The organism is Pseudooctadecabacter sp. (assembly GCF_020627745.1).
Taxonomy (GTDB): Bacteria; Pseudomonadota; Alphaproteobacteria; order Rhodobacterales; family Rhodobacteraceae; genus Octadecabacter.
Genome location: NZ_JAHDGE010000033.1, coordinates 13308 through 27140, shown reverse-complemented (window position 1 = coordinate 27140; position 13833 = coordinate 13308). Strand labels below are relative to the sequence as shown.

The 13833-nt window shown below is 57.1% G+C and carries 15 protein-coding genes; 7 read left to right on the top strand and 8 right to left on the bottom strand.

What is annotated here, in order from left to right:
- From mnmG to rho, 3 genes are all read right to left on the bottom strand, one after another.
- The coding region (gene mnmG / locus QZ653_RS12165; RefSeq protein ID WP_296420365.1) for a tRNA uridine-5-carboxymethylaminomethyl(34) synthesis enzyme MnmG at positions 1-1382 on the bottom strand (1382 nt) is incomplete at its 3' end.
- A 3-nt stretch (positions 1383-1385) separates the two neighbouring features.
- Positions 1386-2672: a tRNA uridine-5-carboxymethylaminomethyl(34) synthesis GTPase MnmE gene (gene mnmE / locus QZ653_RS12160; protein ID WP_296420364.1), complete on the bottom strand. Its 1287-nt coding sequence runs from the start codon at positions 2670-2672 to the stop codon at positions 1386-1388.
- A 29-nt stretch (positions 2673-2701) separates the two neighbouring features.
- Positions 2702-3988: a transcription termination factor Rho gene (rho, locus tag QZ653_RS12155; RefSeq protein ID WP_412766011.1), complete on the bottom strand. Its 1287-nt coding sequence runs from the start codon at positions 3986-3988 to the stop codon at positions 2702-2704.
- Between the two features lie 506 nt (positions 3989-4494).
- On the opposite strand from rho, the gene QZ653_RS12150 reads away from it, so the two are divergent.
- From QZ653_RS12150 to dnaQ, 4 genes are read left to right on the top strand one after another with little or no spacing between them, the layout of a single operon-like run.
- Entirely contained in the window at positions 4495-5094 is a 600-nt protein-coding gene (locus QZ653_RS12150; RefSeq protein WP_296420363.1) for a nucleoside triphosphate pyrophosphatase, read from the top strand.
- Positions 5091-5924, top strand: coding sequence for a shikimate dehydrogenase (locus QZ653_RS12145; protein WP_296420362.1), 834 nt, complete (start codon positions 5091-5093; stop codon positions 5922-5924). Before QZ653_RS12150 ends, QZ653_RS12145 begins: the two co-directional genes overlap by 4 nt.
- Positions 5921-6514 carry a dephospho-CoA kinase gene (gene coaE, locus QZ653_RS12140; protein ID WP_296420361.1) on the top strand — a complete coding sequence of 198 codons (594 nt, stop codon included), beginning with the start codon at positions 5921-5923 and terminating at the stop codon, positions 6512-6514. The genes QZ653_RS12145 and coaE overlap by 4 nt, the downstream gene beginning before the upstream one ends.
- Positions 6507-7235 carry a DNA polymerase III subunit epsilon gene (gene dnaQ / locus QZ653_RS12135; RefSeq protein ID WP_296420360.1) on the top strand — a complete coding sequence of 243 codons (729 nt, stop codon included), beginning with the start codon at positions 6507-6509 and terminating at the stop codon, positions 7233-7235. The genes coaE and dnaQ overlap by 8 nt, the downstream gene beginning before the upstream one ends.
- Here the strand turns inward: dnaQ and secB are convergent.
- Positions 7232-7741, bottom strand: a complete 510-nt coding sequence (gene secB / locus QZ653_RS12130) for a protein-export chaperone SecB (protein ID WP_296420358.1) — start codon at positions 7739-7741, stop codon at positions 7232-7234. The genes dnaQ and secB overlap by 4 nt on opposite strands.
- 56 nt (positions 7742-7797) lie before the next feature.
- Positions 7798-8289: an FxsA family protein gene (locus QZ653_RS12125; RefSeq protein ID WP_296420356.1), complete on the bottom strand. Its 492-nt coding sequence runs from the start codon at positions 8287-8289 to the stop codon at positions 7798-7800.
- A 110-nt stretch (positions 8290-8399) separates the two neighbouring features.
- Here QZ653_RS12125 and QZ653_RS12120 point away from each other — a divergent pair, with 110 nt between their 5' ends.
- The 3 genes from QZ653_RS12120 to QZ653_RS12110 are packed head-to-tail and all read left to right on the top strand — an operon-like array spanning position 8400 to position 10659.
- Complete coding sequence (locus tag QZ653_RS12120; RefSeq protein ID WP_296420355.1) at positions 8400-9059, top strand: Tim44/TimA family putative adaptor protein; 660 nt, start codon at positions 8400-8402, stop codon at positions 9057-9059.
- Entirely contained in the window at positions 9056-10075 is a 1020-nt protein-coding gene (locus QZ653_RS12115) for a murein transglycosylase A (protein ID WP_296420354.1), read from the top strand. Before QZ653_RS12120 ends, QZ653_RS12115 begins: the two co-directional genes overlap by 4 nt.
- Entirely contained in the window at positions 10072-10659 is a 588-nt protein-coding gene (locus QZ653_RS12110) for a Smr/MutS family protein (protein ID WP_296420353.1), read from the top strand. Before QZ653_RS12115 ends, QZ653_RS12110 begins: the two co-directional genes overlap by 4 nt.
- Here the strand turns inward: QZ653_RS12110 and QZ653_RS12105 are convergent.
- From QZ653_RS12105 to hslV, 3 genes are read right to left on the bottom strand one after another with little or no spacing between them, the layout of a single operon-like run.
- Positions 10642-11871: an MFS transporter gene (locus QZ653_RS12105; RefSeq protein WP_296420351.1), complete on the bottom strand. Its 1230-nt coding sequence runs from the start codon at positions 11869-11871 to the stop codon at positions 10642-10644. The two genes, QZ653_RS12110 and QZ653_RS12105, sit on opposite strands and share 18 nt — an antisense overlap.
- A 38-nt stretch (positions 11872-11909) precedes the next feature.
- Positions 11910-13214, bottom strand: coding sequence for an ATP-dependent protease ATPase subunit HslU (hslU, locus tag QZ653_RS12100; RefSeq protein ID WP_296420350.1), 1305 nt, complete (start codon positions 13212-13214; stop codon positions 11910-11912).
- Positions 13207-13737: an ATP-dependent protease subunit HslV gene (hslV, locus tag QZ653_RS12095; protein WP_296420349.1), complete on the bottom strand. Its 531-nt coding sequence runs from the start codon at positions 13735-13737 to the stop codon at positions 13207-13209. Before hslV ends, hslU begins: the two co-directional genes overlap by 8 nt.
- Between the last annotated feature and the right edge of the window lie 96 nt (positions 13738-13833).

Here is a 13833-nt window from a genome sequence, read left to right as displayed (position 1 = left end):
CGATCACCGACGCAGCCTGTTTCGCGACCATAAGCCGTAAGCCGTTGATCAGCGTTGTCAGCCCGTAAGGACAGGCGAAACTCGGCCCGCGAAGTGAACATACGATAGGGTTCGGACACGCCACGTACCGTCAGATCATCGACCATCACGCCGATGTATGATGTTGTTCGGTCGAATTTGACTGGTTTGTTGTGGTGAGCAGATGCTGCAGCATTCAAGCCTGCGACCAAGCCTTGGGCGGCAGCCTCTTCATAGCCGGTGGTTCCATTGATCTGACCGGCTAAATAGAGACCAGGGAGTTGCTTAAGTTCCAACTGAGCATTCAAGCTTCTTGGGTCGACAAAATCGTATTCAATGGCATACCCCGGCTGAAGGATCTTTACATCCTCAAGTCCTACAATAGATCGGACATAATCTTCCTGAACGTCAACCGGCAGGGACGTCGAAATTCCGTTTGGGTAAATTGTGGTGTCGTTAAGGCCCTCAGGCTCCAGGAAAATCTGATGGGACGTCTTGTCAGCGAACCGGACAACTTTATCCTCTATAGAGGGACAGTACCGAGGGCCAACGCCGTCAATATGACCACCGTACATAGCGGATTTCTGAAGATTATTCCGAATGATTTCGTGTGTCTTTTCGTTTGTATGGGTAATGCCACAGGCGATCTGGGGGACGAGCGCACCATTATGAAGAAACGAGAAAACCTCGGGTTCGGCATCGGCCTCTTGGCGGTCAAGATTTGACCAATCAATCGTCCGTCCATCGAGTCGTGGGGGCGTACCTGTCTTCAGTCGACCAAGCGGTAAACCTAAGGTGTCCAGACGCATGGCAAGGGCAACAGATGGCGCGGCACCCATGCGTCCACCGCTTGTCGCCTGGTCACCCACATGCACAACGCCGCGTAGAAACGTCCCGGATGTCAGGATGACCGATTTGGCGGTCACTTCACTGCCATCCGCAAGAACAACGCCAGCCGCGCGACCACCTAGAACGACAAGATCGACAACCTCACCTGTTACAACTTCTAAATTCGCACAAGATCCAACAATATCTTGGATCGCTCGCTGGTATAGCGCACGATCAGCTTGGGTTCGCGGGCCTTGAACAGCGGGTCCCTTTGTGCGGTTAAGCAGACGAAACTGAATACCGGCACGATCTGCGGCAATGCCCATAACTCCATCCAAGGCATCAATCTCTCGAACGAGGTGCCCTTTTCCCAACCCACCAATGGCCGGGTTACACGACATAACGCCAAGATCGGACGCATGGAGGGTCATCAAGGCGGTGCTCGCCCCCATACGCGCAGCCGCGCACGCCGCTTCTACGCCGGCATGTCCGCCTCCGATGACAATGACATCAAACTGGTGTTTCACGTGAAACAATCCTCATTTACCGATGCAAAAACTCGAGAAAATTTCGTCTAGCAGATTCTCCACATCAACGCGACCAATCAAAGCATCTAAGGCGCGGATCGATTGACGTAAATCCTCAGCCAAAAGGTCGACCGGAATATCCGGATCGCCGATCTGATCGAGTACATGGTTCAAACCCGAGGCCGCCGCAGCCAAAGCGCTTTTATGCCGCTGGCGCGTCGCAACACCGGCGCTTGCCACTCGCGTCGTCAAATACGCTGTAATTTGATCCAGAAGCTTCTCAATTCCCACAGATGTCTTGGCGCTCACTGCGAGGCCTGATTGGTTAGACGAAAGATCAGCCTTCGACCGTACATAAAGATCCAGACCTTGCCCGTTCTCCAGGGAATCAAATTGGCCATCTTCCGAAAGATGAACGCGAATATCAGCGGACAAAGCCCGCTCCCGACCCCGATTTATTCCAATCTCTTCCACCACATCAGCACCGTCCCGGAGGCCAGCAGTATCCAGGATGGTCACCGGCAAACCGGCAAGGTCCATTTTCACCTCAATCACATCCCGCGTGGTCCCGGCAATTTCAGACGTAATGGCCGCTTCGCGTCCGGCAAGACGGTTTAACAGCGTCGATTTTCCAGCATTGGGCGGGCCAACAAGGGCAACCTCAAAACCATCCCTCACCCGTTCCCGGATAGAAACACCTTTAGCCTCACGTTCAATTTCCTCAACGACATGCTCAAGAAGATCACGCACCTCTGGAAAAACGTCGATAGGAACATCTTCGTCCACGAAATCAATTGTTGCTTCGATGAGGGACGCCGCCCGAATCAGCGACGAACGCCAGCCATCGACCAAATCTCCCAGATCTCCTTGAAAGACCTTAAAGGCCTGACGTCTCTGGCTCTCCGTTTCTGCATCTATCAAATCGGCAAGTCCTTCGACCTGCGCCAGATCCAACGTGCCTGACTCCATGGCCCGCCGCGTGAATTCTCCCGCGTCGGCTTGCCGAAGCCCCTGTTTGTCCAGTTCGTTTAACAGAAACGCGACCACAGCAGGGGAGCCATGGGTCTGAAATTCAACGACTTGCTCTCCGGTAAAACTTCGGCCTGGCGCAAAGCTAAGGACAAACGCCTCATCAATAAGGACACCGTCAGACGACACAAGACGCGAGAGTTTACGATCATGAGGCGCTAAACGCGCACCAAGATGTTTCGCTGCGGCCAGGGCATCAGGGCCTGACACACGAATAACAGAAACGCCGGCTCGCCCGGCAGCAGACGCAAGAGCAAATATGGTATCCATAGGTCAACCCATTGTTATCCAACAATAAGTTATGTGTTCATCGAATCGAAGAAATCGGAATTTGTTTTCGTCTGCTTCAGTTTGGAGATCAGGAACTCGATAGCGTCTGTGGTCCCCATGGGGTTCAGAATCCGGCGAAGAACATAGGTTTTCTGCAGATCAACCTTGTCGACGAGAAGATCCTCTTTCCGCGTACCTGATTTGAGAATGTCCATCGCCGGGAACACGCGCTTGTCAGCGACCTTTCGGTCCAGAACAATTTCGGAGTTACCGGTGCCTTTGAATTCTTCAAAGATCACCTCATCCATACGGCTTCCGGTGTCAATCAGCGCCGTGGCAATAATGGTGAGAGAGCCACCTTCCTCGATATTACGCGCAGCGCCAAAGAACCGCTTGGGTCGTTGCAGTGCATTTGCGTCCACACCACCGGTCAGAACCTTACCCGAAGACGGGACCGTCGTGTTGAATGCCCGACCCAGTCGGGTGATCGAATCGAGAAGGATGACCACATCGCGCTTGTGCTCGACCAGTCGTTTGGCCTTTTCAATGACCATATCGGATACGGCCACGTGACGGGATGGCGGTTCGTCAAAGGTCGAACTGACAACCTCACCTTTGACCGAACGCTGCATGTCAGTCACTTCTTCAGGACGTTCGTCAATCAGCAGGACGATCAGATAACATTCGGGATGGTTCGCGGCGATGGAATGGGCGATGTTTTGCAACAGCACCGTTTTACCGGTCCGCGGCGGGGCAACAATCAGCGACCGCTGGCCTTTGCCGATCGGGGCGACCAGATCAATGATCCGCGCTGATCGGTCCTTTGCTGTCGGATCGTCAGTCTCCATATTCAGGCGCTCGTCAGGATAAAGCGGCGTCAGGTTGTCAAAGGCCACCTTGTGACGTGCTTTTTCCGGATCTTCGAAATTGATCTTCTCGACCTTCGTCAAAGCGAAATACCGCTCGGTGTCCGAAGGTTCCTGAATGACACCTTCGACCGTATCACCGGTGCGCAGTGCGTGCAGACGGATCATCTCGGGGGAGACATAGATATCATCCGGACCTGGCAGGTAATTGGCCTCCGGCGATCTGAGAAATCCGAATCCGTCTTGCAGAACCTCAAGAACGCCATCGCCGCCGATGATCCAGTCATCTTCGGCCCGTTCCTTGAGAATGGCGAACATCATATCGCCCTTGCGCATCGTCGATGCGTTCTCAATCTCGAGCTCTTCTGCCAGCGACAGCAGATCTTTGGGGCTTTGCGCCTTGAGATCAGCGAGGTTCAGGCGGTCGATGGATGTCATGTCTTCGGACATTACAGATCTCCAGGCTGCTGAAGCAGCCTTTTCATTCTTTGTACTGGAAAGGTCCCCTTCGGACGAAGGTTGACGATCACTAGGCAATCCTGACTGATCTGTCAATTCTGGCAAAGGACGGGGGGTGACCTCTCCTTTTTTCTGTCTTCAAAAAAGAATCTATAAAAAGGTGATAGTAGTAGTGGGCATGTGGAAAACCGTTCGATCTTTGTTTGTCCCCGAAGATATCCACTGTCCTTCCGGCATCGTGAGGGTGGTCGGATGAATTCTTCAACATCTAATACATTGTTTTAAATATGAAATTTTATCACGGTGGCACTTGATCGTGACATTGACCTGAGTCCATCACCTAACGATCCACAACGACGATTCTTCCTTATCCATGGGGGATAACCGGCCGCGGCGGAGGGACAACTTGTATAAGTCTGCTCTTGTACGGGTCCTCTTGCTCTTAACCCCAATTCCGCCCATCAAAAGTTCAGCGGTTCACCCACGGGGATATCCACATGTCTTTTGATCTTATTCTCGCCTCAGCGTCGGAAAGTCGGGCGCGGATGCTGCGTCAGGCCGGTGTTGCGCTAGAAACCATCCCAGCGCGAATCGATGAAGATTCGGTTAAGGCTGCCCTGATGGCCGAGGCTGCGACCCCCCGTGACATTGCCGATACCCTGGCCGAGATGAAGGCGCGCAAGGTGGCGGAAAAGGGGATGGGGCAGCTGGTTCTGGGGTGTGACCAGGTGCTGTCGATCAAGGGTGATATCCTGTCCAAACCGACCTCGCCCGAGGATGCGCGACAGCAACTGTCCCTTTTGCGCGGCGAAACTCATCAACTGCTGTCTGCGGCTGTTGTGTATGACGGGTTGGAACCGGTCTGGCGACATGTCGGCGTTGCGCGGCTGACCATGCGCGATTTCTCGGACAGCTATCTTGAGGAATACGTCGATCGAAACTGGGATAGCATCCGTTGGTCTGTTGGCGCTTACAAAATCGAGGAGGAGGGGATCCGTCTTTTCCGGTCCGTCATGGGGGATACATTCACGATACAGGGGCTGCCCCTGTTGGAACTCTTGTCTTATCTCACGCTTCGCGGGACATTGCCCGCATGACTGATCGTTCCATTCCCCTTGCCGGTGTCATCGGTAACCCGATTGTGCACTCGAAATCGCCCAAACTGTTCCGTCACTGGCTGAACACCTACGACCGAAGGGGACATTATGTGCCCATGCCTGTTCAGGAAGCGGATCTTGAAACTGTCATCCGGTCCTTGCCGAAAATGGGCTTCGTCGGCTGCAATGTGACGATCCCGCATAAGGTAGATGTGTTGCAAATCGCTGATCTGGCAACAGACCGCGCCACGCTGATCGGTGCGGCCAATACCCTGATTTTTCGTCGCGACGGAAAAATTCATGCGGACAATACCGATGGATACGGGTTTATCGCAAATCTGAAACAGGGTGCGCCTGGCTGGGCGCCTTCTATTGGTCCGGCTGCGGTTCTTGGTGCGGGCGGCGCGGCGCGGGCTGTCATCGCCTCATTGATCGAGGTTGGGGTGCAGGACATTTACCTGAGCAACCGCACACGTCCCAAGGCCGAGGCGCTGCAGTCGGCCTTCGGGACGAAGGTCACGGTGGTCGATTGGGTCCAGGCCGGCAACATGCTGGAAGAGGCGGCGACGGTTGTGAACACCACGTCCCTCGGGATGGAGGGGCAGCCCGAATTGCGCGTGCCACTGGATGGATTGCGCCGCGGGACTGTGGTGACAGACCTTGTCTATACACCCCTGAAAACCCGTTTCCTGCTGGAGGCCGAGGCCGCCGGTTGCGTCACGGTTGACGGTCTTGGCATGTTGTTGCATCAGGCGGTTCCCGGATTTGAACGATGGTTCGGTGTCCGACCGGAGGTGGATGTCAATACCCGGGCGGCCATTCTGGGATGACCTATGTTCTTGGGCTGACAGGTTCGATCGGCATGGGAAAATCCACAACCGCGCGCCTGTTCGCCAGTGAGGGTGTGCCCGTCTGGGATGCCGATGCCACGGTCCGGATGCTATACGCCAAAGGTGGACCTGCTGCACGGGAGGTGGCCCGCCTGTATCCGCAGGCCATGCACAAAGGTGCTGTATCACGCGAGAAATTGCGCAGCCTGATTGAAGCGAACCCCGATGTTTTGGATCGTCTGCAGGAGGTTGTTCATCCGCTCGTTGCGCAGGACCGTGCGGCGTTCTTGTCCGTCACGACGTCTCCGGTGGTTTTGTTGGATATTCCGTTGCTGTTCGAAACCGGCGCGGATGCGGTCTGCGACGGCGTTGTGGTCGTCACCGCCCCGGTGGATGAACAACGCCGCCGTGTTCTTGACCGTGGCGAGATGACAGAGGCCGATCTTGACCTGATCCTGTCCCGCCAGATGCCGGATGCTGAAAAACGTGTCCGTGCGGATTGGGTGATCAAGACAACATCGCTGGACGCGGCCCGCCAGTCTGTGAAAGATATCCTGCAGCAAATCAAAGGCAGACCAACCGATGCGTGAGATCGTACTTGATACCGAAACCACCGGGTTCGAGCCGGGTGAGGGCGACCGGATCGTAGAAATCGGCGCGATCGAGTTGCACAATCACATGCCAACAGGCCGGACCTATCATCAGTATATCAACCCGATGCGGTCGATGCCTGCCGGTGCCTTCGAAATTCACGGGATCGGTCCCGACCTTCTTGACAGTCCTCGGCCACCCGAGAAGGGGGAGGTCATCCTGAAAGACAAACCCGTCTTTGCGGATATCGCGCAGGCGTTTGTTGATTTTATTGGCGACGCCAAACTGGTCATTCACAACGCCGCCTTCGATATGAAATTCCTCAATGCGGAACTTGGATGGCTCAACAGGCCATTACTGCCCATGGATCAGGCGCTGGACACACTGGCGATAGCGCGCAAGAAATTTCCCGGCTCTCCCGCGTCTTTGGACGCGTTGTGTCGCCGGTTCGGGATCGACAATTCAAACCGCACATTGCACGGCGCGTTGCTGGACAGTGAAATTCTGGCCGAGGTTTATTTGGAACTGATCGGGGGGCGACAGCCTGATCTGGTTCTGGCGGGACATCAGGCTGCCAAGGCATCCGTTACCGGCGGGTCCGGCTGGCGGGCTATGCCGCGCCCTAATCCATTGGGGTCAAAAATAAACGCGGCGGAGGCAGAAGCCCACGCCGCGTTCATCGAAAAACTGGGCGACAACGCCCTTTGGAAGAAATCTTAAGCGTCTGCTTTCTTCTGCTTGGCGGCACGAAGCGCAAGCTGCTGGCGGTAGATGGCCACGAAATCAATCTGCTCAAGATTCAGCGGAGGGAAGCCGCCGTCACGGGTGACATCGCTGACGATGCGGCGGATGAAGGGGAACGTCATACGGGGACATTCGATCATCAGATAGGGGTGCATCTGCTGTTCCGGCACACCTTCGATTTCGAAGACGCCTGAATACTCAAGCTCAAGCAGGAACAGGGTATTGCCCGACCCTGCGTTGGTCGAGGTCACCTTGAGCTTGGTGATAATCTCGTACTGGTTGTCTGCGCTGCGCTTGCGTGCATCAAGATTCACCTCAATCTTGATTTCGGGTTTGACCTCACCCTCGACACCTTTTTGCGCCATGACATTTTCAAACGACATGTCGCGCACGAACTGGGCGAGGATACGCTGTTTGATCTGTGGTGGCGTTGCGGCAGCATCAGCTGCGCCATTTGCGGGTGTGTTGTCGTCTTCGGCCATGTGGCCCTCCGGATTTCAATAAAGTTGGGGGTGTGTATCAGGCAAGTTGGGCCGCCTCAATGTTTCGTCCAGCCGGACGGGCCGCTTTGTGGCGGATTCTGTGTATCAATTTCTTCAAATTCACCGTCAATGACGCGGTCTTGGGGGTGGCGGTGTGCTGTGCCGGAAGGTGCGCCCTCCGGCCCCATTTGAAATGCGTGGATTTTGACGCGGGATTTCAGGTGCCGGTACACCGCCGACCGAACGGCAGGGACAAGCAGGGCAAAGCCCACAAAATCCGTGAAAAATCCGGGCGTCAGCAGCAATGCGCCGGAAAACAGGATCATTGCGCCATGGGCCAAGGGTTCCGTCGGGTCCTGCAAACTGGAAAACGACGACCGCAGGTTCAACATCGCCTGCGCGCCCTGACTGCGGACCATCCAGGCCCCCAGAATGGCTGTCAGAACGACAATGGCCAACGTCCAGCCCAACCCGATTGCGCCACCCACCTGGATGAACAACGTGATTTCGAGCAATGGAATGCCGATGAAAAGCAATAGAAGCAGCATGTGCCCTCCGGTGAGACAATGAATCACGGGGGTGACGGTGGACTCGGACCACCCCCAACCCTACATAAGGCTGGTAAGGCTTCGTTACCACTTATTGGAAAGAAACATCCATGAATTCGCCCATTCTTCAGCTTCTGGTGCTTGCCGGAATTGCGATTTTCCTGATTCTGCGGTTGCGCAGCGTGCTGGGAACACGCGAAGGGTTCGAGAAGCCTCAAGTGCAGGCCCCTGCGCAGTCGCGCCGGTCTACCCCTGAATTCGACGTGATCGAAGGCGGACCGGACCCCGACGTGACCGATTATGTGGATGCCGACAGTGATGCAGCGACGGCCCTGACTGCGATGAAATCCGCGGACCGGACATTCAACGTGCGGGAATTTCTGCGTGGCGCACGCGGTGCATACGAGATGATTTTGACAGGGTTCGAAAAGGGTGATCTGGCCGAGATCAAACCGTTCCTGTCCGATGACGTCTATGAGGCTTTTGCCGGCGTTGTCGAAGCGCGAGAGGCAAACGGGCTGAGCGTGGATTTCACCTTTGTCGGTATTTCGGAAACCACGCTTGTGGATGCGACGTTTGACGATGTCACCAAAGAGGCCGAGATTTCGGTCCGCTTCATCGCGGAAACCACGTCGGCCGTCTACGACAAGGGCGGTGATCTGATCGAAGGATCGCCAACGGATGTTAAGAAACAACGCGACGTCTGGACGTTCGGCCGCACGATGGGCACCGGCGATCCGAATTGGTTCCTCGTCGCCACGGGCGAATGATCCTGCGCGCGGCAGCCTTCGGGCTGTCGGTGTTTGCGGCGGAGGCGGCCATGGCCCAACCCAGCTATCAACTTTTGCAGTTTGATGACCTTGCCGGTTGGGCAGACGACGATCACCAGATGGCGCTTGAGGTTTTTCTAAGCACCTGTGGTGACATGCGCGACCCGTCTTGGGCGGCGCTGTGTGATGTGGCCGGTCAGGGACAGGAAGCGCGGGATTTCTTTGAACGGTTTTTCACGCCCGTCCAGATTGATGACGGGCAGGACGCGCTGTTCACCGGCTATTTCGAACCCGAGTTGCGGGGGTCTTTGACCCGTGGCGGGCCGTATCAGTACCCCCTGTACCGTCTGCCTGCAAATCCGGGGGAATATTCCAGACGAGAGATCGAAGAGGGTGCCGTCTTTGACGGACAGGGCCTTGAGATTGCGTGGATAGACGACCCTGTTGATGTGTTTTTCCTGCAGGTTCAGGGATCGGGGCGTGTGAAACTGGACACCGGCGGCTGGTTGCGTGTGGGATATGGCGGGGCCAACGGGCGTGAGTATTCGTCCGTAGGTTTGGCTTTGGTCGAACGCGGTGTGTACCAGCCCCATCAGGTATCCGCAGATGTGATCCGCAACTGGGTGCGCGCCAACGGGGCGGTCGGACGGCAGTTGCTTTGGGCCAATGAAAGCTTTGTTTTCTTTCGTGAGGTGAATGAGGTTCCGGCGGACAAGGGCCCGCTTGGCGCGATGAACCGGTCTGTGACAACGATGCGCACCGTGGCTGTTGATCCGGCCTATGTGCCCCTTGGCGCGCCTGTCTGGATCGAAAAGCAGGGGCGTGATCCGTTGAACCGGTTGATGGTGGCGCAGGACACGGGGTCGGCGATCAAGGGGTCTCAACGGGCCGACATTTTCTTTGGCACCGGCGACGATGCCGGACAGGCCGCGGGCCGCATCAAGGATGGCGGCCGCATGGTTGTCTTGATGCCGCTGCAGGCGGCCTATGCGCTTTTGCCGGATGTGATTGAATGAAACGCCCGCGCCATCTGTCTTCCGAAGAGCGCGCGTTGTGGGATTTGGTGGCAAAACGGGCGGAGCCTTTGGACAAGCCGCGCGCGAAGGCCGTTCGCCCTGCCCCTAAAAAGCCCGACGTTAAGGGCGCGCCGCAGTCGCGCCCCCTTCCAGCGTTCAAGGTTGGAGAACGCGTTGATCATTCTGCCGACCACGATCTGTTGCCGTCGCTGGGTCAGCAGTTGCGCGCGGCACCTGTCCAGATGGATCAAAAAGCCTATGGCCGGTTGCGCCGTGGCAAGCTGAAGCCTGAGGCGCGGATCGATTTGCACGGCATGACCTTGGCGCAGGCGCATCCCGCGTTGACGGGGTTTATTCTGCGATCTGCGTCGATGGGGCATCGGTTGGTTTTGGTGATCACCGGCAAGGGCAAAAACCGTGATGACGGGGGCCCTATTCCGACGAAGTTCGGCGTGTTGCGTCATCAGGTGCCCCAGTGGCTGGCCATGGCGCCCTTGGGCGGTTTGGTGTTGCAGGTAACAGAGGCGCATATCCGCCACGGTGGCGGCGGGGCCTACTACGTTTATCTACGCCGCAGCCGCTGACCGTCTGGCAAGTGCCACGGGATAAAGCAGCAAAAGTGCGGCAATCGCGAAGGTCGCCGCATAGCCCAGCATCTGAACCTCGAACCCGATGCCTTGGTCAATCAGCCAACCAGACACACCGGGGCCAAGCGCTGAACCCAGCACCATCAACGCAGTGGTTGCGGCCTTGATGGATCCCAAATGCAACGTGCCGAAAAACTCAGCCCAGCAGGCATTAAGCAACGTGGCCTGACCCCCGCCAGCCGCCCCCATCAGGATGATTGCGACGGCGGTCCACCCCAAGGACGGCGCGTACCAATGCAGGATAAAGGCGGCCACATAGGGGATAAGATAAAACGGCAAAAGCCGCACGGCACCCAAACGGTCAACCAGCCAGCCAAACAGGATTGTTGATGCGAACAGGGTGATTGTGCCCAACGGAAAAACCGCCACAAGGGCAAGGTGAGACCAGCCCTTAACCTCGGCAAAGTGGACCTGATGGAACCAGAACGCGGTCCCGAAACCTGAGAAAGACATCACAGCCGGGGCCATGGCCCAGAACAACGGATGACGCAGGGCATCGGCGCGGGTCCAGTGTTTTCCGAACAGGCCAGTGGACTGGTCTTCGTCGGCAACGGACTGCGGCGTGCGCTCCAACCGAAGGAACCCGTAAAGGACAGGGGCCATGGCCACGCAGAACAGCGCACAACCGACCCAGATCAGGTGCCAGTCGATGTGGGATTTCAGCCAGACCATAAACAGCGGCAACGTTGCCTCACCCAGCATAAAGCCCATTGCGGCCACGGCCAACGCACGGCCCCGTGTGGCGACAAACCAGCGGGCCATGGCCACGGTGGCCACATGGGTCGTCATCCCTTGGCCGAAAAATCGCAAAACAAAGACAACGAAAGGCAGGGCAGCGGCAATCGGGTTGAATGCCATCAGCAGGCAGGACAGCCCCAATAGCAAGACCACAGTGATGCCCAGTTGCCGCACGCGAAACCTGTCCGCCAAGCCCCCTGCAAAAACCATCACCGCCGCGGATGCCCCGGTGCCGATCATATAGATCACGCCCCATTCGCCGTTTGTCAGACCGTAACTTTCGCGAATTTCGCCCCCGAAGATGGAAATGAAGAACGTCTGTCCAAAACTGCTGAGAAACGACAACAACGCGCCCGTCGCAAGGAAGGGCGCGTTGTGTTTGATAAAGGTCAGATAGCCACTATCACTCATCCGGTCTTGTTGAACGGATTGGCGTTTCGGGGAAACCCCTAAAGCACATACCGGCTCAGGTCGGTGGACCGGCTCAGTTCGCCCAAGTGTTCTTCGACAAAGGCCGCATTCACGTCGATCACGTCACCGGATCGGTCAGGGGCCGTAAAGCTGAGGTCCTCGAACACCCGTTCCATGACCGTATAGAGCCGCCGCGCGCCAATGTTTTCGACGCTTTCGTTCACCTCAGCCGCAATACGGGCAAGGGCGGCGATGCCATCGTCGGTGAAGGACACGGTCACTTCCTCGGTTCCCATAAGGGCGGTGTACTGGCGGGTGAGCGCGTTGTCGGTTTCCGTCAGGATGCGGACAAAATCATCTTCTGTCAGGGCGCGGAGTTCGACACGGATCGGCAAACGGCCCTGCAGTTCGGGCAACAGATCGGACGGTTTGGCGATGTGGAACGCGCCGCTGGCGATGAACAGGATATGGTCGGTTTTGACAGACCCGTGTTTGGTGCTGACGGTCGTGCCTTCGATCAGCGGCAACAGATCGCGCTGCACCCCTTCGCGGGACACATCGGCACCACGGGCATCAGCGTTCCGGCAAACCTTGTCGATCTCATCCAGAAAGACGATGCCGTTTTGTTCAACCGCCTCAAGCGCCTTTTTGGTGACTGTTTCGTCGTCCAGCAGTTTGTCCGCCTCATCCGCGATCAGCAGATCGTAACTGGCGGCGACAGTGACTTTCTTGCGGACGGTGCGCCCGCCGAACGCCTTGCCGAACATCGCGCCCAGATCCATGCCACCCATGCCGGGGGGCTGGCCGGGAATCTCCATCCCGCCAAGGGGGGAGGAATTGTCGGTTAGCTCCAGTTCGATGATTGTGTCGTCCAATTCACCGGTCTTGAGCTTTTTGCGGAACATGTCGCGCGTGCCAGATCGCGCATCTTCGCCTGCGATGGCGGTGATGACACGCTCTTCTGCGGCCTCATGCGCCTTTTGTTTGACGTCGTCCCGCATATAGTCGCGGGTTTCGACAATGGCCGCTTCGACCAGATCACGGATGATCTGTTCAACGTCACGCCCGACGTAGCCCACTTCGGTGAACTTTGTCGCCTCGACCTTGATGAAGGGCGCGCGGGCGAGTTTCGCCAGACGACGGGAGATTTCGGTTTTGCCCACGCCGGTGGGGCCGATCATCAGGATGTTCTTGGGGTAAACCTCATCGCGCAGATCATCGCCCAGCTGCTTGCGCCGCCAGCGGTTGCGTAAGGCCACAGCGACGGCGCGCTTGGCGTCCTTCTGGCCGATGATGAACCGGTCAAGTTCGGAGACGATTTCGCGGGGGGTGAGGTCAGTCATGTGTCATGCTTTCCACGGTAAGATTGCCGTTGGTGTAGACGCAGATGTCGGCGGCGATGGCCATGGCCCGACGCGCGATGGTTTCGGCGTCAAGGTCCTGATCCATCATCGCACGACCCGCGGCCAGCGCGTAGTTGCCGCCCGACCCGATGGCGGTCACATCGTGTTCGGGTTCCAGAACGTCACCGGCGCCGGTGATGACGAACAGGTCCTTGCCATCGCTGACAATCAACATCGCTTCAAGCTTTTGCAGGTACTTGTCGGTGCGCCAGTCCTTCGCCAGTTCAACGGAGGCACGGGCAAGCTGGCCGGGCGTCGCCTCAAGCTTTTTCTCTAGCCGTTCAAGCAAGGTGAAGGCATCGGCCGTTGATCCGGCGAAGCCGCAGATCACGTCAGTTCCACCGGGCGACAACCGCCGCACCTTGTGGGCGGTGCCTTTCATCACGGTTTGGCCGACGGAAACCTGTCCATCACCCGCGATGACGACGTCGCCCCCTTTGCGCACACCGATAATTGTTGTCATGTCCTGTCCTACCTTTGCTTTGAATTTATATGGCGGCGCGGGGCGCGCCCTGCAAGGCTGCAACGCAAAAGGGCGCCCCGTGTGGGACGCCCTTTA

Bases quoted from the DNA above. Each gene is read 5' to 3' on its own strand.
- hslV (WP_296420349.1), bottom strand. From the start codon at position 13,737: ATGACAACAATTATCGGTGTGCGCAAAGGGGGCGACGTCGTCATCGCG.
- dnaQ (WP_296420360.1), top strand. From the start codon at position 6,507: ATGCGTGAGATCGTACTTGATACCGAAACCACCGGGTTCGAGCCGGGT.
- QZ653_RS12150 (WP_296420363.1), top strand. From the start codon at position 4,495: ATGTCTTTTGATCTTATTCTCGCCTCAGCGTCGGAAAGTCGGGCGCGG.
- rho (WP_412766011.1), bottom strand. From the start codon at position 3,988: ATGTCCGAAGACATGACATCCATCGACCGCCTGAACCTCGCTGATCTC.
- QZ653_RS12110 (WP_296420353.1), top strand. From the start codon at position 10,072: ATGAAACGCCCGCGCCATCTGTCTTCCGAAGAGCGCGCGTTGTGGGAT.
- mnmE (WP_296420364.1), bottom strand. From the start codon at position 2,672: ATGGATACCATATTTGCTCTTGCGTCTGCTGCCGGGCGAGCCGGCGTT.
- secB (WP_296420358.1), bottom strand. From the start codon at position 7,741: ATGGCCGAAGACGACAACACACCCGCAAATGGCGCAGCTGATGCTGCC.
- QZ653_RS12105 (WP_296420351.1), bottom strand. From the start codon at position 11,871: ATGAGTGATAGTGGCTATCTGACCTTTATCAAACACAACGCGCCCTTC.
- QZ653_RS12120 (WP_296420355.1), top strand. From the start codon at position 8,400: ATGAATTCGCCCATTCTTCAGCTTCTGGTGCTTGCCGGAATTGCGATT.
- QZ653_RS12145 (WP_296420362.1), top strand. From the start codon at position 5,091: ATGACTGATCGTTCCATTCCCCTTGCCGGTGTCATCGGTAACCCGATT.
- hslU (WP_296420350.1), bottom strand. From the start codon at position 13,214: ATGACTGACCTCACCCCCCGCGAAATCGTCTCCGAACTTGACCGGTTC.
- QZ653_RS12125 (WP_296420356.1), bottom strand. From the start codon at position 8,289: ATGCTGCTTCTATTGCTTTTCATCGGCATTCCATTGCTCGAAATCACG.
- coaE (WP_296420361.1), top strand. From the start codon at position 5,921: ATGACCTATGTTCTTGGGCTGACAGGTTCGATCGGCATGGGAAAATCC.
- QZ653_RS12115 (WP_296420354.1), top strand. From the start codon at position 9,056: ATGATCCTGCGCGCGGCAGCCTTCGGGCTGTCGGTGTTTGCGGCGGAG.